The following is a 17,433-nucleotide window of genomic DNA, read 5'->3' as shown; positions in this document are numbered from 1 at the left end:
TCAGGCGGCGCGGATCAGCCAACAGTTATGAATCTGACGGTTACGGGCAAAATCCGGGGAAAGCGTTTTTTGCGTAATTTCTTGTGCGGTAAGCCCCAGCTCAGCCAGCCCTTCCAGATCCATACGGAATCCGCGCTTATTATTTGAGAACATGATGGTGCCGCCTTTACGCAGCAGGCGTTTTAAATCTTTCATTAACGCAACATGATCGCGCTGAACATCAAACGACTCTTCCATACGTTTTGAGTTAGAGAACGTTGGCGGATCGATAAAGATCAAATCGAACTGTTCATTCGCCTCGCGCAGCCAGCCCAGGCAGTCGGCCTGAATCAGGCGATGCGCGCGGCCACTCAGTCCGTTCAGACGCAAATTACGTTCGGCCCACTCCAGATAGGTGCGGGACATATCCACCGTTGTGGTGCTGCGCGCGCCGCCCAGCCCCGCATGTACGCTGGCGCTGCCGGTATAAGAAAAGAGATTCAGGAAATCTTTGCCTTTGCTCATTTCTCCCAGCATTCTGCGGGCAATACGGTGATCGAGGAACAGACCGGTGTCGAGATAATCCGTCAGATTTACCCATAAGCGCGCATTATATTCGCTGACCTCAAGGAACTCGCCCTTCTCGCTCATTTTCTGATACTGGTTTTTTCCTTTTTGTCGTTCACGGGTTTTTAACACCAGTTTATTCGGCGGAATACCGAGCACTGACAAGGTTGCCGCAATAATATCGAACAGACGTTGCCGCGCTTTTTGCGCATCCACCGTTTTCGGCGGCGCATATTCCTGAATCACTGCCCAGTCGCCGTAACGGTCTACCGCCACGTTATATTCCGGCAGGTCGGCATCATACAAGCGATAGCATTCAATCCCTTCCTGGCGCGCCCATTTCTCCAGCTTTTTAAGATTTTTACGCAGGCGATTAGCGTAATCTTCCGCCACCGTCGCCGGTTTACTGTCCGCCGTGGTTTCCGCAATATGATAGTTTTTCTGCACGCAGTCCAGCGGGCCATTCTTGGCTTTAAACTGTTTGTCGGCACGTAATTGCAGGCTGCCCAGCAAATCGGGCGAAGCGCTGAACAGCGACAGGTTCCAGCCGCCAAACTGATTTTTCATGGTACGGCCCAGCAGGCTGTGCAACGCAATCAGCGCCGGTTCGCTGTCCAGACGTTCGCCGTAAGGCGGGTTACTGATCACCGTACCATACGGGCCTTTCGGCAATGGATTACTCAGTTGCGCCACATCTTTCACTTCAAAGGTGATAAGCTCGCCGATACCGGCGCGACGGGCGTTGCTGCGCGCCCGCTCAATGACGCGCGCATCGCTGTCGGAACCGTAGAAATGAGAGGAATACTCCGCCAGTCCCTTACGCGCCCGGGTCTGCGCTTCGGCTTTCACTTCCTGCCAGATAGCCTCGTCATGCTGCGCCCAGCCGCTAAATCCCCAGTGACCACGGTGCAGGCCCGGCGCGCGATCGGTCGCCCACATCGCGGCCTCAATCAATAGTGTCCCCGAACCACACATAGGGTCGAGCAGCGGCGTACCTGGTTGCCAGCCGGAACGCATAACAATCGCTGCCGCCAGCGTCTCTTTAATTGGCGCCAGCCCGGTGCGATCGCGATAACCGCGCAGGTGCAGGCCATCACCACTGAGATCCAGCGCAATGCTGGCAGTTTCTTTATTCAGCCAGACGTTAATACGGAGGTCCGGTGATTCGCGGTCCACATTTGGACGCGGAAGATTTTTCCGCGTAAATGCATCGACAATCGCGTCTTTAACTTTCATCGCGCCATACTGACTATTACGGATGGTGTCGTTCAGGCCGCTGAAATGCACCGCAAACGTCGCGCCAGGATTAAAAATCTCTGTCCAGTTTATCGCCTGAACGCCGAGGTAAAGATCGAGATCGCTGTAGACCTTGCACTCACCCATCGGCAGGATAATACGCGAGGCCAGGCGGCTCCACATCAGGCTCTGGTAAATAAGCCGCGTGTCGCCCTGAAAATGGACCCCACCCTGAACAACCTGACACCCTACGGCGCCCAGTTTTTCCAGTTCAGTTTTTAACAGCTCTTCCAGCCCGCGGGCCGTACTGGCAAACAGAGAATTCATATTGTCACTTTTACGCTAAGAAAATTGTTGCGCATTATAGCTAATCTCACGCCCATGTCATAAAGTTGAAGGCTTATTTTCATTTGAGGGACTGTACGGTGGCGACGTTATCACGGCTCTTTATTCATCCGGTCAAATCCATGCGCGGCATTGGTCTGACTCATGCGCTGGCAGATATCAGCGGCCTGGCTTTTGATCGCATCTTCATGATAACCGAGCCTGACGGCACATTTATCACCGCCCGCCAGTTTCCACAAATGGTACGTTTTACCCCCTCCCCCTTACACGACGGCCTTCATTTGACCGCGCCAGACGGCAGTAGCGCGCTGGTTCGCTTTACGGATTTCACCCTGCAGGATGCGCCGACCGAGGTCTGGGGAAACCATTTTACCGCTCGCGTCGCCCCGACGGCGATTAATCAATGGTTGAGCGGCTTTTTCTCCCGCGATGTCCAGTTGCGCTGGGTTGGGCCGCAGTTGACGCGCCGGGTTAAACGGCATAACGCGGTGCCGCTGGGATTTGCCGATGGCTACCCGTATTTATTGACCAACGAAGCCTCGCTGCGCGATCTGCAACAGCGTTGTCCGGCAGGCGTACAAATGGAACAATTTCGCCCAAACTTAGTGGTTTCCGGCGTAGCGGCCTGGGAGGAAGATAGCTGGAAAGTGCTTCGCATTGGCGATGTGATTTTTGACGTCGTGAAACCCTGTAGCCGCTGTATTTTTACGACCGTCAGCCCTGAAAAGGGGCAAAAACATCCTTCCGGAGAACCGCTGGCGACACTGCAAGCTTTTCGTACTGCCCAGGACAATGGCGATGTGGATTTCGGTCAGAATCTGATTGCCCGCAATAGCGGCGTCATTCGCGTCGGCGATGAGGTGGAGATTCTGGCGACAGCCCCGGCAAAAGCTTATGGCACCACAACGGTCGACGACAGCGTTACGCCAGAGAAACACCCGGACGCGAGTGTAACCATCGACTGGCAGGGGCAAACCTTCTGCGGGAATAATCAACAGGTACTACTGGAACAGTTGGAGAATCAGGGAATTCGTATTCCGTATTCTTGCCGGGCTGGTATCTGTGGTTGCTGCCGGATACGTTTGCTGGAAGGCGAAGTAAGTCCGCTGAAAAAATCGGCTATGGGTGACGATGGTACGATTCTGAGCTGTAGCTGCGTGCCTAAGACCGCGTTACGACTGGAAAATTAAACCGCTTGTTCAAGGCTGAAACTGTGACAGTGAACCTGCGGTTTCAGCCTGTCGTTCATAATTTTAATCGCATCGCCAAGCTGCATGGTTCGGCCTGCTATCACCACGCCCGGCTGGGCCAGCAGACACAACGCGGCATTTTCTCCCGGCTCAACGACCAGCAAATTAACCTGTTCCGCCGTATCGCTTAACCAGACGCTTGCGGCATCGCCCGTTCCCGGGGTCCACATTTCGCCATGCGCCACAAAATGCCAGCTTTTTGGCATCTGCGGTTTGAGATAGCGAATCGCCACCAGCGCATTCAACACCAGCTCCGCGCGTTGCTCTTTAGTTAATTCGAAATCCCGGCATTTTTCTTCAAAGGAAAAATAGAGCGCGGCATCATCCACACAAAAACCGGTCGGGCAAAACGCGTCCGGCGTAAGCATTTTACGAGAGAAGCGCGAGCGAAAAAGCATACCATTGGCGAGATCGAGCATCATACGATCGTGCTCTTCATCATAATACCAGCGCCAGTTATCGTCAGGTTTAATTCGCATTACCTCTCTCCCGCTTTTAAGCAACTCGTAACAGCATTGTCCTTTCGCCGCTTCGTTTATTACCCCAATAATAAAAGCCTAAAATGTCTAAATAAGCAACAGTGGAGAAATATAAAACAACCAGCGCCGGAAATAAAGCCCTGGTTGTCTGATAAAGGGTAAAGTTTAGATGTGCGTTACGATTTCTTTAATCAATGGCGGGCCTTTAAAAATAAAGCCGGAATAAATTTGTACCAGCGTAGCTCCTGCCGCTATCTTCTCGCGCGCGGCGATAACTGAGTCAATGCCGCCGACGCCGATAATAGGCAATTGTCCTTTTAACTCCTGGGATAAACGGCGAATAATTTCTGTGCTTTTTAATTGTAATGGCCGGCCACTTAATCCCCCCGTTTGCTGGCAATTTTTCATTCCTTGTACCAGAGAACGATCGAGGGTGGTATTTGTCGCAATCACCCCATCAATATTATGACGAAGCAGGCTATCGGCAACCTGGATCAATTCTTCTTCACAAAGATCCGGCGCGATCTTTACTGCCACCGGCACATATTTATGGTGGATCGCCTGAAGATCGTTTTGCTTATTTTTAATGGCAGTTAACAGATCGTCCAGCGCATCGCCATACTGGAGCGTACGTAGCCCTGGCGTATTCGGCGAAGAAATATTAATGGCGATATAACCCGCATAAGCATAGACTTTTTCCATACAAATCAGGTAGTCATCTTTGCCATTTTCGACAGGCGTATCTTTATTTTTACCGATGTTAATTCCCAGAATACCATCAAAATGGGCTTTTTTAACATTCTCGACCAGGTTATCGACGCCCAGATTATTAAAGCCCATCCGATTGATCAGACCTTCAGCATCCACCAGACGAAAAAGACGCGGCTTATCGTTACCCGGCTGTGGGCGCGGCGTCACGGTGCCGATTTCCAGGGAGCCAAACCCCATCGCGCCTAACGCGTCGATGCACTCCCCGTCTTTATCCAGACCGGCAGCCAGCCCCAGTGGATTTTTAAAGGTAAGTCCCATGCAGGTAACCGGCTTTGTCGGTACTTTCTGGCGCACCAGCGCTTCCAGCGGCGTACCTGTAATGCGGCGTAATTGTTGAAATGTAAATTCATGAGCGCGCTCTGGATCGAGCTGGAAAAGGGCTTTACGAACGAAGGGATAGTACATGAACTCTCCTGGATTCCCGGTGTGCAAACCGGGGGCGTATTATGGGCGATAACAAAGCAAAAGGGAATTGACCTACGGCAATAAATAGCAATCGTTTTCCTTCATTCTCACTTCACGTTTCGCCAGCGAGCGTCATCGTCCGGCAAAAAAATGCCCGGCAGCGCTAACGCTTACCGGGCATGTCTTACCTCTTTATAGCAGATACTGTCAGGCTAACGCTTTAGTTATCTTCTCGTACAGATCGCCGGAAAGATTCTCCAGTCCTTTTAACTGCTCCAGCGCCGCGCGCATTTTCTCCTGACGCTTATCATCATAACGTTTCAGACGAATCAGCGGTTCAATGAGGCGAGATGCTACCTGCGGGTTACGGCTATTCAGATCGGTCAGCATCTCGACCAGGAACTGGTATCCGCTACCGTCTTGCGCATGGAACGCCGCCGGGTTGCTGCCAGCAAATGCGCCAATTAATGAACGGATGCGGTTCGGGTTGCTCATACTGAAAGAACGGTGTTTGAGCAGGCTGCGTACGGTTTCCAGTACATTTTCCGCCGGGCTTGTGGATTGCAGGATAAACCATTTATCCATCACCAGGCCGTCCTGATGCCACTTATCGTCATACTCCTGCATCAGCATATCGCGGCACGGCAACTGCGCCGCCACCGCAGCAGACAGGGCCGCCAGCGCATCGGTCATATTATTGGCGTCGCGATACTGTTTGCTGACCAGCGTATTAGCCAGCTCCGTCTCACCAAACGCCAGGAAGCGCAGGCAAGCATTGCGCAGCGTGCGCTTACCGATATCGCCGTGATCAACACGATACTCATCCAGATGATTGGCGTTATAGATAGCCAGGAACTCATCCGCCAGTTCTGCCGCCAGCGTACGCGTTAGCGCTTCACGAACTTGCGCAATGGCGATCGGGTCAATGACCTCAAACAGCTCCGCAATTTCATTGGCCGAAGGCAGCGTTAAAATTTCTGCGGCCAACGCCGGATCGATTTTCTCATCCAACAGTACTGCACGGAACGCATCAGCGACATGCACCGGAAGCGATAGCGGTTGCCCCTGCTGATGACGCGCCACATTCAGTTTAATGTATGTGGCCAGCAGGCTTTGCGCCGCATCCCAACGGGAGAAATCATTGCGCGCATGGCGCATCAGGAACGTCAACTGCTGATCGCTCCATTTATATTCCAGTTTCACCGGCGCTGAAAACTCGCACAGCAAGGCCGGAACAGGCTGGAAGTAGACATTATCGAAGGTAAATGTCTGCTCCGCCTGCGTGACGTTCAGCACGGCATTGACCGGGTGACCGCCTTTTTGCAACGGAATGACGTTGCCTTCGTTATCGTACAGTTCAATGGCGAATGGAATATGCAGCGGCTGCTTCTCCGCCTGATCCGCCGTCGCCGGAGTACGCTGGCTGATGGTCAACGTGTACTGCTCGGTTTCCGGATTATAATCATCTTTTACCGTTACAATCGGCGTGCCGGACTGACTGTACCAGCGGCGGAAATGGGACAAATCGACATTAGAAGCATCTTCCATCGCCTGTACGAAGTCATCACACGTCGCGGCGCTGCCGTCATGGCGCTCAAAATAAAGCTGCATCCCCTTCTGGAAATTTTCCTCACCCAGCAACGTGTGGATCATGCGAATGACTTCCGCACCCTTTTCATAAACGGTGAGGGTGTAGAAGTTATTCATTTCGATTACTTTATCCGGGCGGATAGGATGCGCCATCGGGCTGGCGTCTTCCGCGAATTGTAAACCGCGCATGGTACGCACGTTACTGATGCGGTTCACCGCGCGTGACCCCAAATCAGAGCTAAACTCCTGATCGCGGAACACGGTTAGCCCCTCTTTCAGGCTCAACTGGAACCAGTCGCGGCAGGTGACGCGGTTGCCGGTCCAGTTGTGGAAATACTCATGACCTATCACGCGCTCAATATCGAGATAATCTTTATCCGTCGCGGTATCGGTTCGCGCCAGCACGTATTTGGAGTTAAAGATATTGAGACCTTTATTCTCCATCGCGCCCATATTAAAGAAATCCACCGCGACAATCATATAGATGTCGAGGTCATATTCGAGCCCAAAACGCGTTTCATCCCATTTCATGGAATTTTTCAGCGAGGTCATTGCCCACGGCGCGCGATCCAGATTGCCACGGTCAACGTACAGTTCTAACGCGACTTCACGCCCGGAGCGGGTGGTAAAGGTATCGCGCAGCACGTCAAAATCACCGGCCACCAGCGCAAACAGATAACACGGTTTCGGGAACGGATCTTGCCACTGAACCCAGTGACGGCCATTCTCCAGTTCGCCCTGCGCAACACGGTTGCCATTGGAGAGCAGGAAGGGATATTTGCTTTTATCGGCAATAATTTTGGTGGTAAATCGCGCCAGTACGTCCGGGCGGTCAAGATACCAGGTAATATGGCGGAAGCCCTCCGCTTCACACTGGGTACAGAGCGCATCGCCGGACTGGTACAATCCTTCCAGCGCCGTATTCGCCGCCGGACTTACCTCGTTGACAATGCGTAACGTAAAACGCTCTGGCAGGTCGCGGATGATAAGCGCGCCCTCTTCTTCCTTATATGCTGTCCACGGCGCATCGTTGACGTGGATAGATACCAGCGTTAAATCTTCCCCATCAAGGCGAAGAGGCGCATCAGGCGCGCCATGACGAACAGCCTGGCTTATTGCGGTGACCACGGTTTTTTCGGCATCGAGGTCAAAGGTCAAGTCAATATCAGTAATCTGGTAATCCGGCGCGCGATAGTCATGGCGGTATTTGGCTTGTGGCTGTTGTGTCATAAAAAACCTTTCGCATCTTTGTGTAGAGTGTCGACTCCAGTCTATTCCTGTTGCGCAAATCGCGCTACGCAGAATGTTCATCTTTTCAGGCACAAACGGCCTCTTTGCTACATTTTTATAACATGGGGCACGAAATGCGCTCGACCCTAAAGACAGCTTATGGTGTGATCGGGGTTCAATAAATCGCTAAACAAGGTATACTCCAGCGGTTTTCTTAGTTGTTTATTGTACTAAACGCTCCCGTGAGAGGACGCAACAGCGCACCTATGACACAATTCGCTTCTCCTGTTCTGCACTCGTTGCTGGATACAGATGCTTATAAGTTGCATATGCAGCAAGCCGTTTTTCACCACTACTATGATGTGCAGGTAGCGGCTGAGTTTCGTTGCCGTGGCGACGACCTGCTGGGTATTTATGCCGATGCTATTCGCGAGCAGGTGGACGCGATGCAGCACCTGCGCCTCCAGGAGGACGAGTTCCAGTGGCTCTCCGGCCTGCCCTTTTTTAAACCGGATTATCTGAACTGGTTACGCGAGTTTCGCTATAACCCAGCTCAAGTCTGTGTCACCAACGATAACGGCAAGCTGAATATTCGCTTAACCGGCCCGTGGCGTGAAGTCATTATGTGGGAAGTGCCGCTGCTGGCCGTGATCAGTGAGCTGGTTCATCACTACCGCTCGCCAAACGCGGGCGTTGATCAGGCGCTCGACGCGCTGGAAAGTAAGCTGGTTGATTTCACTGCGTTAACCGCCAATCTCGATATGTCCCGCTTCCACCTGATGGACTTCGGCACCCGCCGCCGTTTCTCTCGTGAAGTGCAGCAGGCGATAGTTAAACGTCTCCAGCAGGAGTCATGGTTCGTCGGCACCAGCAACTATGATCTCGCGCGTCGCCTGGCGCTGACGCCGATGGGCACTCAGGCGCACGAATGGTTCCAGGCGCATCAACAAATCAGTCCGGACCTGGCGACCAGCCAGCGTGCCGCGTTGGCCGCCTGGCTTAACGAATATCCGGACCAGCTTGGTATCGCATTGACAGATTGCATTACAATGGATGCGTTTTTACGCGATTTCGGCATTGAATTCGCCAGCCGTTATCAGGGGTTACGCCACGACTCAGGAGACCCTGTCGCATGGGGCGAAAAGGCGATTGCCCATTATGAAAAGCTGGGGATTGATCCGCTGACAAAAACGCTGGTCTTTTCAGATAACCTTGATCTGCAAAAGGCGGTCGAGCTCTATCGCCATTTCGCCTCTCGCGTGCAGTTAAGCTTCGGCATCGGTACCCGCCTGACCTGCGATATCCCTCAGGTAAAACCGCTCAATATTGTGATTAAACTCGTGGAATGTAACGGAAAGCCGGTGGCTAAACTTTCCGACAGCCCCGGTAAAACGATCTGTCATGATAAAGCGTTTGTGCGCGCGCTGCGTAAAGCCTTTGATCTCCCGCAGATCCGCAAAGCCAGTTAATTCTTTCCAGGGAGCCTGCCTGGGCTCCTTTTTCAGGTTTATTTCCGAAATCTTTCACTTCAGCTGCGATTTCTGCTTGTCTGATTGCAGATGCCAGGTAACATAGGAATACCCCCATTTCGGGTGGACAAGTGTTTATTTTTTCCGACTATTAACAGAGAGAATATTATGAGCGTTGTGCCTGTAGCCGACGTACTCCAAGGCCGCGTAGCCGTTGACCAAGAAGTCACCGTGCGCGGATGGGTGCGTACCCGCCGAGATTCAAAAGCTGGCATCTCCTTCCTCGCCGTTTATGACGGCTCCTGCTTTGATCCTGTACAGGCTGTCATTAATAATTCTCTGCCCAATTATAATGAAGAAGTATTACACCTGACGACAGGCTGCTCCGTAGTAGTAACAGGTAAGGTTGTCGCGTCGCCGGGACAGGGGCAAAGTTTCGAAATCCAGGCTACGAAAGTAGAGGTCGCAGGCTGGGTGGAAGATCCGGATACCTACCCGATGGCGGCAAAACGCCATAGCATTGAGTATCTGCGTGAGGTCGCGCATCTGCGCCCGCGCACCAACCTGATTGGCGCGGTAGCGCGCGTCCGCCATACTCTGGCGCAGGCGCTGCATCGCTTCTTCGATGAGCAGGGTTTCTTTTGGGTCTCTACCCCGCTGATTACCGCTTCCGATACCGAAGGCGCTGGCGAAATGTTCCGCGTCTCAACGTTGGATCTGGAAAACCTGCCGCGTAACGACCAGGGCAGAGTAGATTTTGACAAAGACTTTTTTGGCAAAGAATCATTCCTGACCGTCTCCGGCCAGCTCAACGGTGAAACGTATGCCTGTGCGCTGTCCAAAATCTATACTTTTGGGCCGACCTTCCGCGCGGAAAATTCCAACACCAGCCGCCACCTGGCGGAGTTCTGGATGCTGGAGCCGGAAGTGGCGTTCGCCGATCTGGAAGACAACGCCCGTCTGGCGGAAGCCATGCTGAAATATGTCTTCAAGGCGGTTCTGGAAGAGCGTGCGGATGATATGAAGTTCTTTGCCGAACGCGTGGATAAAGACGCTATCGCTCGTCTGGAGCGTTTTGTCTCTACCGACTTCGCTCAGGTGGATTACACCGATGCGGTCGCCATTCTGGAACGCTGTGGTAAGACATTTGAAAACCCGGTGTTCTGGGGCGTCGACCTCTCTTCCGAACACGAACGTTATCTGGCGGAAGAGCATTTCAAAGCGCCGGTAGTGGTGAAAAACTATCCGAAGGAAATTAAAGCATTTTACATGCGCCTTAACGAAGATGGCAAAACCGTGGCGGCCATGGATGTGCTGGCGCCGGGAATCGGCGAAATCATCGGTGGTTCCCAGCGTGAAGAGCGTCTGGATGTGCTGGATGCCCGTATGGCCGAAATGGGGCTGAATAAAGAGGATTACTGGTGGTATCGCGACTTGCGTCGCTACGGTACTGTACCGCATTCCGGCTTTGGCCTGGGCTTTGAACGCCTTATCGCTTACGTCACGGGTGTGCAAAACGTGCGCGATGTTATTCCGTTCCCACGGACCCCACGCAACGCCAGCTTCTGATTTTTACGTCACACTCAAGGCCAGCTATGCTGGCCTTTTTTTTCGCCTGAATGTCAGTTTTATTATCAATAAGTAAATAAATTTAATTACAACCCTCTGAATTACCACATCTTGTTACTGTATATTTCACGAAAATATTTACACATAAAAATTAATCCTTAATTTTATTGCGGATTAGATTTTTCTGTTCTAATAGCACAATTTTTCACCATAATTTCAGACATCAAGACTTCTAAATGGCTATTTTTATGAAATGGCTCGTCTGCTGCTTTTTCAGGCACAACGGTTCTACAAGCCAATAATTACAATAAAATCATAGTGATAAAAGAAAAATGATCAAATCAAAGCGAGAACTCAGGGGAAGTTTGACGTTGTTCACAAAGTTCCGCGAAAATAACATTTGTTTACATATTTTTTCCTTTTGAAACTAAATCTTTATATTTGTAGCACTTTCACGGTAGCGAAACGTTAGTTTGAATGGAAAGATGCCTGTCAGACACATAAAGACACCAAACTCTCATCAATATTTCTGTAAAGTTTTATTGACGGAATTTATTGACGGCAGTGGCAGGTGTCATATAAAAAAACCAATGAGGGTAATAAATAATGATGAAGCGCAAAATCCTGGCAGCGGTGATCCCTGCCCTGCTGGCTGCTGCAACCGCAAACGCAGCAGAAATTTATAATAAAGATGGTAATAAGCTGGATCTGTACGGTAAAGCCGTGGGTCGTCACGTATGGACAACGACCGGCGATAGCAAAAATGCCGACCAGACTTATGCCCAGATTGGTTTTAAAGGGGAAACGCAGATTAACACCGATCTGACCGGTTTCGGTCAGTGGGAATACCGTACTAAAGCAGACCGCGCTGAAGGCGAACAGCAGAACTCGAATCTGGTCCGTCTGGCTTTCGCGGGTTTGAAATACGCGGAAGTGGGTTCAATCGATTATGGTCGTAACTACGGTATCGTTTACGATGTTGAATCCTATACCGATATGGCCCCCTACTTCTCCGGCGAAACCTGGGGCGGCGCCTATACTGATAACTACATGACCAGCCGTGCTGGCGGTTTGTTGACCTACCGTAACTCTGACTTCTTTGGTCTGGTGGACGGTCTCTCTTTCGGTATCCAGTATCAGGGTAAAAATCAGGACAACCACAGCATTAACTCTCAGAATGGCGATGGCGTAGGTTACACCATGGCATATGAGTTCGACGGCTTTGGCGTCACCGCAGCGTACAGCAACAGCAAGCGTACTAACGATCAGCAGGATCGCGATGGTAATGGCGATCGCGCAGAGTCATGGGCCGTTGGCGCGAAATATGATGCAAACAACGTCTACCTGGCTGCCGTATATGCTGAAACCCGCAATATGAGCATTGTTGAAAATACGGTTACCGATACCGTGGAAATGGCAAACAAAACGCAGAACCTGGAAGTGGTCGCTCAGTACCAGTTTGACTTCGGCCTGCGTCCGGCAATCTCGTATGTGCAGAGTAAAGGTAAGCAGTTGAACGGCGCCGACGGCTCGGCCGATCTGGCGAAATATATTCAGGCGGGCGCGACTTACTACTTCAACAAAAACATGAACGTATGGGTTGACTACCGTTTCAACCTGCTGGACGAAAACGACTACAGCTCCAGCTACGTTGGCACCGACGATCAGGCGGCTGTCGGTATTACTTACCAGTTCTGATCAGCAGACCCCTTTGTTTTATGCCTCAAAAACAGGACTTCGGTCCTGTTTTTTTATCTCTCTTAGAGAAAATGTGCGTCTTTCAAAAACAGGCGGGCTTTTTAGCGCTAACGGTTGGCATTTTGTAAATCTGCCGTTAACCTGATAGCGGATTTCCCTTCTGTAACTATAATGGAACCTCGTCATGTTTGAGAACATAACCGCCGCTCCTGCCGACCCGATTTTGGGCCTGGCCGATCTGTTTCGCGCCGATGACCGTCCAGGGAAAATTAACCTTGGCATTGGCGTATATAAAGATGAAACCGGCAAAACACCGGTGCTCACCAGCGTTAAAAAAGCCGAGCAGTATTTACTGGAAAATGAAACGACGAAAAACTATCTCGGCATTGACGGGATTCCGGAATTTGCTCGCTGCACTCAGGAACTGCTGTTCGGCAAAGGCAGCGCGCTGATTAACGATAAGCGCGCACGCACGGCGCAAACGCCGGGCGGTACCGGCGCGTTACGCATTGCCGCCGACTTTTTGGCAAAAAATACTCCGGTAAAACGGGTGTGGGTGAGCAACCCCAGCTGGCCGAACCACAAAAGCGTGTTTAACGCTGCCGGCCTGGAAGTTCGGGAGTACGCTTACTACGATGCGGAAAATCACACGCTGGATTTTGAAGCGTTACAAGCCAGCCTGAGCGAAGCTCAGGCCGGCGATGTGGTTCTGTTCCACGGTTGCTGTCATAACCCAACCGGCATTGACCCTACTCTGGAACAGTGGCAGGTTCTGGCTGAGCTTTCCGTTGAAAAAGGGTGGCTGCCGCTATTCGATTTCGCTTACCAGGGCTTTGCCCGCGGCCTGGAAGAAGATGCGGAAGGTCTGCGCGCCTTTGCCGCGCTGCATAAAGAGCTCATTGTCGCCAGCTCCTACTCCAAAAACTTCGGCTTATATAATGAACGAGTCGGCGCCTGCACCCTCGTTGCCGCCGATGCGGAAACCGTGGATCGCGCTTTTAGCCAGATGAAATCCGCCATTCGCGCTAACTACTCCAACCCGCCAGCGCACGGCGCGTCCATCGTCGCGACTATCCTGAGTAATGACGCCCTGCGCGCTATCTGGGAACAGGAACTGACGGATATGCGCCAGCGTATTCAGCGTATGCGTCAACTGTTCGTGAATACCTTGCAGGAAAAAGGCGCGAACCGTGACTTCAGCTTTATTATCAAGCAGAACGGGATGTTCTCATTCAGCGGTCTGACCAAAGATCAGGTGCTGCGTCTGCGTGAAGAGTTCGGCGTTTATGCCGTGGCTTCTGGTCGCGTGAACGTGGCGGGCATGACCCCGGATAATATGGCGCCGCTGTGCGAAGCCATTGTCGCGGTACTGTAAAAAGCTGCCGACTGGCGTGACCGATAAAAAAGCCTGCACATTGCAGGCTTTTTCATTCTGCTTACCAGACCGGCATCTCATCTTGCAGGAAGGGATTATGCAGACGCTCGTACCCGAGCGTAGAGAGCGGGCCGTGGCCAGGAATAAAGGTCACATCATCGCCAAGCGGCAATAATTTACGCTTAATAGCGTCAATCAACTGGGTGTGATCGCCGCGAGGAAAATCGCTGCGCCCGACGCCACCTTTGAAAATCACATCGCCGGAGATCAGCAGTTGCGACTGTTCATCAAAGAAAACCACGTGTCCCGGCGTGTGTCCCGGACAATGTAACACCTGTAACGTCACATTCCCCACGCTGACGCGATCGCCGTCGTTCAACCAGCGATCAGGCGTCAGCGGCTGACACTCATCCAGACCAAACATGCGGCTTTGCGCCGGCAGTCCTTGCAGCCAGAACTCATCTTCTTTTTCCGGACCGATAACAGGAACGCCGTAATGCTGCGCCAGTTCACTCGCCGCGCCGACATGATCGAGATGCCCATGCGTGAGTAAAATTTGCATCAACGTCACGCCGCTGGCGTCCACTTCCTGTTTAATTTTTTCCGCGTCGCCGCCCGGATCGACCAGCGCCGCCAGCCGGGTTTGTTCGCACCAGATTAATGAACAGTTCTGGGAGAACGCGGTGACCGGAATAATACGATAGTTCATACTGCTCCTTTGATTAAGCCTCGCTGATTACCAGTGCCGCGCCGGCCCGGTATCAATATGCACAAAGTTACTACGTGGGTAATATCCTACACCACCTGCGCGCATAGATAACGCCGCTTTGCGAATATTGCTCAGCGCCACGCCCTCAATATGAAAATCCATCGCCTGCCCTTTTGTATGGTAGCTTTTTTTCGCTACGCCGCTGCTACGGGCGCGTAATTCATTATTGGTATCAAGAGAACGGTAGCCCGAGATGAGCTGCACAGGTTTACGCGTCCCTAACAGCCCCTGAAGTCGGTAAAGTTGGTCAAACAGGCGGGGATCGATTGATCGGACTTTATTCGCGCGATAGTCACGGAAAAAATGGTTTAACTTTGCTAATTCATCCTGAATATAGGCTCTTCCATCGAAAAACTCCGCCTTGATTGACTCTCCGGTATGGAGATTGTTTAACGTCAAAATGCGCGGGCGTGGGGTCGAGAGTGTGGCAAACGCTGGCGCGGGCAGGATGGCGGCGCCGAGAGCGACACCACCAAGCGCCAGCAGCTTGCGGCGATTAGCGTCAAATTTGTCCATGATAATCAGGTCTACAGGTCAATGTTATCGTTAATACACTTCTACCTTTAAGCAGACATGATACCGGCTGGCACAGACTTCTGAACGGCCCGGTCGACTTAAAGGTTGTTGTATATGCACTTCTGGCGCACGAAAGGCACCTTAACTGCCGATAAAGCCCGCGTCAAGATGGCCCTCCCCCAGCCACAACGGGGGTCTACAGCGAAACGCCCCGTTGAAGCCAAACATTAGGACAACATATTTACCAGAACTTCTTCATTTACCTGATTAATTGTTCAACCTTTGGCACAATTTGTGCGCTGGATCGCGCTGTGAGATCGTAATTGTAAATATCTGTACGATATTGCATACGTCCATCTGCGCCGACAAACGCGGTCAGATAGTAAAGATTTACTGGAATGTTCTGCCGGATATTGACATACCGCGTGTCGCCTTGCTTCAGGGCGCCTGAGATCCGCGCATCGTTCCAGCCAGCATCCTGCAAGAGCATATTCGCCAGTTCAGAGGCCTTATTGACCCGCACGCAGCCGGAACTTAACGCCCTGGCGTCACGCTGAAAGAGAGTATGGTTGGGCGTATCGTGCAGATAGATCGCATCTGAACTCGGCATATTAAATTTATAACGCCCCAGCGAATTGTGCGCGCCTGGCGCCTGCTGGAAACGGAACGGAAGATTCGATGGCGTAATGGTGGCCCAGTCAACCTGCCACGGATCGATCGCTTCTTTGCTGTTCCAGCCGCGCATCACGGTGTAGCCATGGCGCTCCAGATAGCCTGGGTCATTCCACACCTTCGGTAAAATGTCTTTACGCGCAAGCGTGGGCGGAACGTTCCACGGCGGGTTCACCACCACATTATTCAGCGCGCTGCTCATCATCGGCGTTTTACGGTCAGGACGCCCGACGATCACCCTCGAAGCCAGCACCTGGTTGCCATTCTGATAGTAGACCAGCGAATAAGCGGGAATGTTTACCATAATACCGGTAGAGAGTTCCGCCGGCAGCAGGCGTAAACGTTGGATATTCAGTGCCAGTACGCCTGCGCGTTGCGCGGGGGTCATATTAAGCCAGTTACGCGTCGCCGGGCCAATAACGCCATCCGCCCCCAGCCCTTGCCATGCCTGAAAACGCTTTACCGCCTCGACCAGTTCACGATCGTAGGCGCGTGCCGCCGGAGCCGACTTACTACGGCGGGCCGTTTGTTCGTCGACCGGCTGCGCCACCGATGTTTCGACTACCGCGGCGGAGGGGCTGACGACGGCGCTATCAGCAGTGTTATCGCCGGGTAAGGCTATCTTTGGACCGCCATCCAGCGTCCCCGTACGCTGTAATATTTCGCGCAGCGCAGGCACATCGTTACTCCATTGCCCCGGGCGCAGCGTCGCGGTATTGGTCAACTGCGGCCACGGGCGAGAGTCCGCCACCAGCTTCAGTAGCGCGTCATGCATGGGCGCATACTGTGGATGCTGCGGCGCCAGGCTGGCGATATACATCGGCAACTGCCCCTCTTCCAGCGCGATTTGCCACTGGTTAATCACCGAGACTGGCGGCGTCGCCAATGCGTAAGGTTTGTTGCTATATAACCAGCGCTGGCCTTTGACGGGGATATTCGCAATGAAATGGAGATAGCCCATCATGGCGTCTGACAACACAACATCGCGCGCCATACCGTTTACGGCGGGATCGGTCAACAATGCCACCCAGGCGGTAAACTGCGGCTGGAATCCGGCAATCGCCACCTCCGCCAACTGTTGCTGGAAGGCTTTCACCGCATCGCGATTATCCCACATGGGCTTCATGTCGCGCGCGGCATACAGCAATGTTAGCTGGCTCATATAGACCGGCGTATAGCCGGAAGGAAGCTGCGACTGTAAATCAGCCCGGACTTTCTCGGCTGAAACGCCCTCCGGCAGCGGCTGAATCCCGGCCATAATCGCCGTCGCGGCGGATTGCTTCTGCGGCCCAGCCTGATCCGTCGCGGCAACGGCGCTATCGCCAGGTATCATTTCAGGCTCATCGGCCTGCGCATTGAACAGTGGAGCGAATGTTACGGCCAGGCATAAACTGATTGCCGACAGACAACGACCACACATCTTGTTAAGCAACATCCCTTGCCCCCTGTTTTCGTTATCATACTCCGCATGACTGTGCTGCCCGCAGCGCGGGTCAACCTCAACCGATGCTTT

Annotated in this window: 12 protein-coding genes; 5 read left to right on the top strand and 7 right to left on the bottom strand. The window is 52.5% G+C overall.

Annotation, left to right across the window (positions count from 1 at the left end):
- Positions 1–2,109: a bifunctional 23S rRNA (guanine(2069)-N(7))-methyltransferase RlmK/23S rRNA (guanine(2445)-N(2))-methyltransferase RlmL gene (gene rlmKL, locus ACLJRE_RS03790; RefSeq protein ID WP_001086481.1), complete on the bottom strand. Its 2,109-nt coding sequence runs from the start codon at positions 2,107–2,109 to the stop codon at positions 1–3.
- Positions 2,110–2,207: 98 nt separating this feature from the next.
- Here rlmKL and ACLJRE_RS03785 point away from each other — a divergent pair, with 98 nt between their 5' ends.
- On the top strand, positions 2,208–3,317 hold the full coding sequence (locus tag ACLJRE_RS03785; protein ID WP_023212160.1) for a YcbX family protein: 1,110 nt from the start codon (positions 2,208–2,210) through the stop codon (positions 3,315–3,317).
- On the opposite strand, the gene zapC is transcribed toward ACLJRE_RS03785, so the two are convergent.
- From zapC to pepN, 3 genes are all read right to left on the bottom strand, one after another.
- Positions 3,314–3,856: a cell division protein ZapC gene (gene zapC, locus ACLJRE_RS03780; RefSeq protein ID WP_001220671.1), complete on the bottom strand. Its 543-nt coding sequence runs from the start codon at positions 3,854–3,856 to the stop codon at positions 3,314–3,316. The two genes, ACLJRE_RS03785 and zapC, sit on opposite strands and share 4 nt — an antisense overlap.
- 165 nt (positions 3,857–4,021) lie before the next feature.
- Entirely contained in the window at positions 4,022–5,032 is a 1,011-nt protein-coding gene (gene pyrD, locus ACLJRE_RS03775) for a quinone-dependent dihydroorotate dehydrogenase (protein WP_000291723.1), read from the bottom strand.
- 207 nt (positions 5,033–5,239) lie between these two features.
- A complete protein-coding gene (gene pepN / locus ACLJRE_RS03770) occupies positions 5,240–7,852 on the bottom strand; it encodes an aminopeptidase N (protein ID WP_000193768.1) in 2,613 nt (870 codons plus the stop codon).
- Positions 7,853–8,118: 266 nt separating this feature from the next.
- Here pepN and pncB point away from each other — a divergent pair, with 266 nt between their 5' ends.
- The 4 genes from pncB (at position 8,119) to aspC (ending at position 13,963) form a co-directional block, all read left to right on the top strand.
- A complete protein-coding gene (gene pncB, locus ACLJRE_RS03765) occupies positions 8,119–9,321 on the top strand; it encodes a nicotinate phosphoribosyltransferase (RefSeq protein ID WP_000191405.1) in 1,203 nt (400 codons plus the stop codon).
- Between the two features lie 168 nt (positions 9,322–9,489).
- Complete coding sequence (gene asnS, locus ACLJRE_RS03760; protein ID WP_000117867.1) at positions 9,490–10,890, top strand: asparagine--tRNA ligase; 1,401 nt, start codon at positions 9,490–9,492, stop codon at positions 10,888–10,890.
- Positions 10,891–11,496: 606 nt separating this feature from the next.
- The gene (ompF, locus tag ACLJRE_RS03755; RefSeq protein ID WP_000977709.1) at positions 11,497–12,588 is read left to right on the top strand and encodes a porin OmpF; all 1,092 of its coding nucleotides are present in this window, start codon (positions 11,497–11,499) and stop codon (positions 12,586–12,588) included.
- A 184-nt stretch (positions 12,589–12,772) separates the two neighbouring features.
- Entirely contained in the window at positions 12,773–13,963 is a 1,191-nt protein-coding gene (gene aspC / locus ACLJRE_RS03750; protein ID WP_000462653.1) for an aspartate transaminase, read from the top strand.
- Between the two features lie 61 nt (positions 13,964–14,024).
- Here the strand turns inward: aspC and ACLJRE_RS03745 are convergent, their stop codons facing one another.
- The 3 genes from ACLJRE_RS03745 to ldtD all read right to left on the bottom strand — a co-directional run bounded on the left by ACLJRE_RS03745 (position 14,025) and on the right by ldtD (position 17,355).
- Entirely contained in the window at positions 14,025–14,672 is a 648-nt protein-coding gene (locus ACLJRE_RS03745) for an MBL fold metallo-hydrolase (RefSeq protein WP_001109471.1), read from the bottom strand.
- A gap of 27 nt (positions 14,673–14,699) precedes the next feature.
- Positions 14,700–15,248, bottom strand: a complete 549-nt coding sequence (locus ACLJRE_RS03740) for a YcbK family protein (RefSeq protein WP_000357052.1) — start codon at positions 15,246–15,248, stop codon at positions 14,700–14,702.
- Between the two features lie 259 nt (positions 15,249–15,507).
- Entirely contained in the window at positions 15,508–17,355 is a 1,848-nt protein-coding gene (gene ldtD, locus ACLJRE_RS03735) for a L,D-transpeptidase (protein ID WP_000925894.1), read from the bottom strand.
- Positions 17,356–17,433: the final 78 nt, after the last annotated feature.

Source organism: Salmonella sp. SAL04157 (genome assembly GCF_046551635.1).
Lineage (GTDB): Bacteria > Pseudomonadota > Gammaproteobacteria > Enterobacterales > Enterobacteriaceae > Salmonella > Salmonella enterica.
The sequence above is the reverse complement of the archived record's forward strand: the minus strand, read 5'-3'. Positions and strand labels throughout refer to the sequence as shown.

Excerpts from the sequence above, each read along its gene's own strand:
- ldtD (WP_000925894.1), bottom strand. The coding sequence starts at position 17,355 with ATGTTGCTTAACAAGATGTGTGGTCGTTGTCTGTCGGCAATCAGTTTA.
- asnS (WP_000117867.1), top strand. The coding sequence starts at position 9,490 with ATGAGCGTTGTGCCTGTAGCCGACGTACTCCAAGGCCGCGTAGCCGTT.
- ompF (WP_000977709.1), top strand. The coding sequence starts at position 11,497 with ATGATGAAGCGCAAAATCCTGGCAGCGGTGATCCCTGCCCTGCTGGCT.
- ACLJRE_RS03745 (WP_001109471.1), bottom strand. The coding sequence starts at position 14,672 with ATGAACTATCGTATTATTCCGGTCACCGCGTTCTCCCAGAACTGTTCA.
- pncB (WP_000191405.1), top strand. The coding sequence starts at position 8,119 with ATGACACAATTCGCTTCTCCTGTTCTGCACTCGTTGCTGGATACAGAT.
- pepN (WP_000193768.1), bottom strand. The coding sequence starts at position 7,852 with ATGACACAACAGCCACAAGCCAAATACCGCCATGACTATCGCGCGCCG.
- rlmKL (WP_001086481.1), bottom strand. The coding sequence starts at position 2,109 with ATGAATTCTCTGTTTGCCAGTACGGCCCGCGGGCTGGAAGAGCTGTTA.
- zapC (WP_001220671.1), bottom strand. The coding sequence starts at position 3,856 with ATGCGAATTAAACCTGACGATAACTGGCGCTGGTATTATGATGAAGAG.
- pyrD (WP_000291723.1), bottom strand. The coding sequence starts at position 5,032 with ATGTACTATCCCTTCGTTCGTAAAGCCCTTTTCCAGCTCGATCCAGAG.
- aspC (WP_000462653.1), top strand. The coding sequence starts at position 12,773 with ATGTTTGAGAACATAACCGCCGCTCCTGCCGACCCGATTTTGGGCCTG.
- ACLJRE_RS03740 (WP_000357052.1), bottom strand. The coding sequence starts at position 15,248 with ATGGACAAATTTGACGCTAATCGCCGCAAGCTGCTGGCGCTTGGTGGT.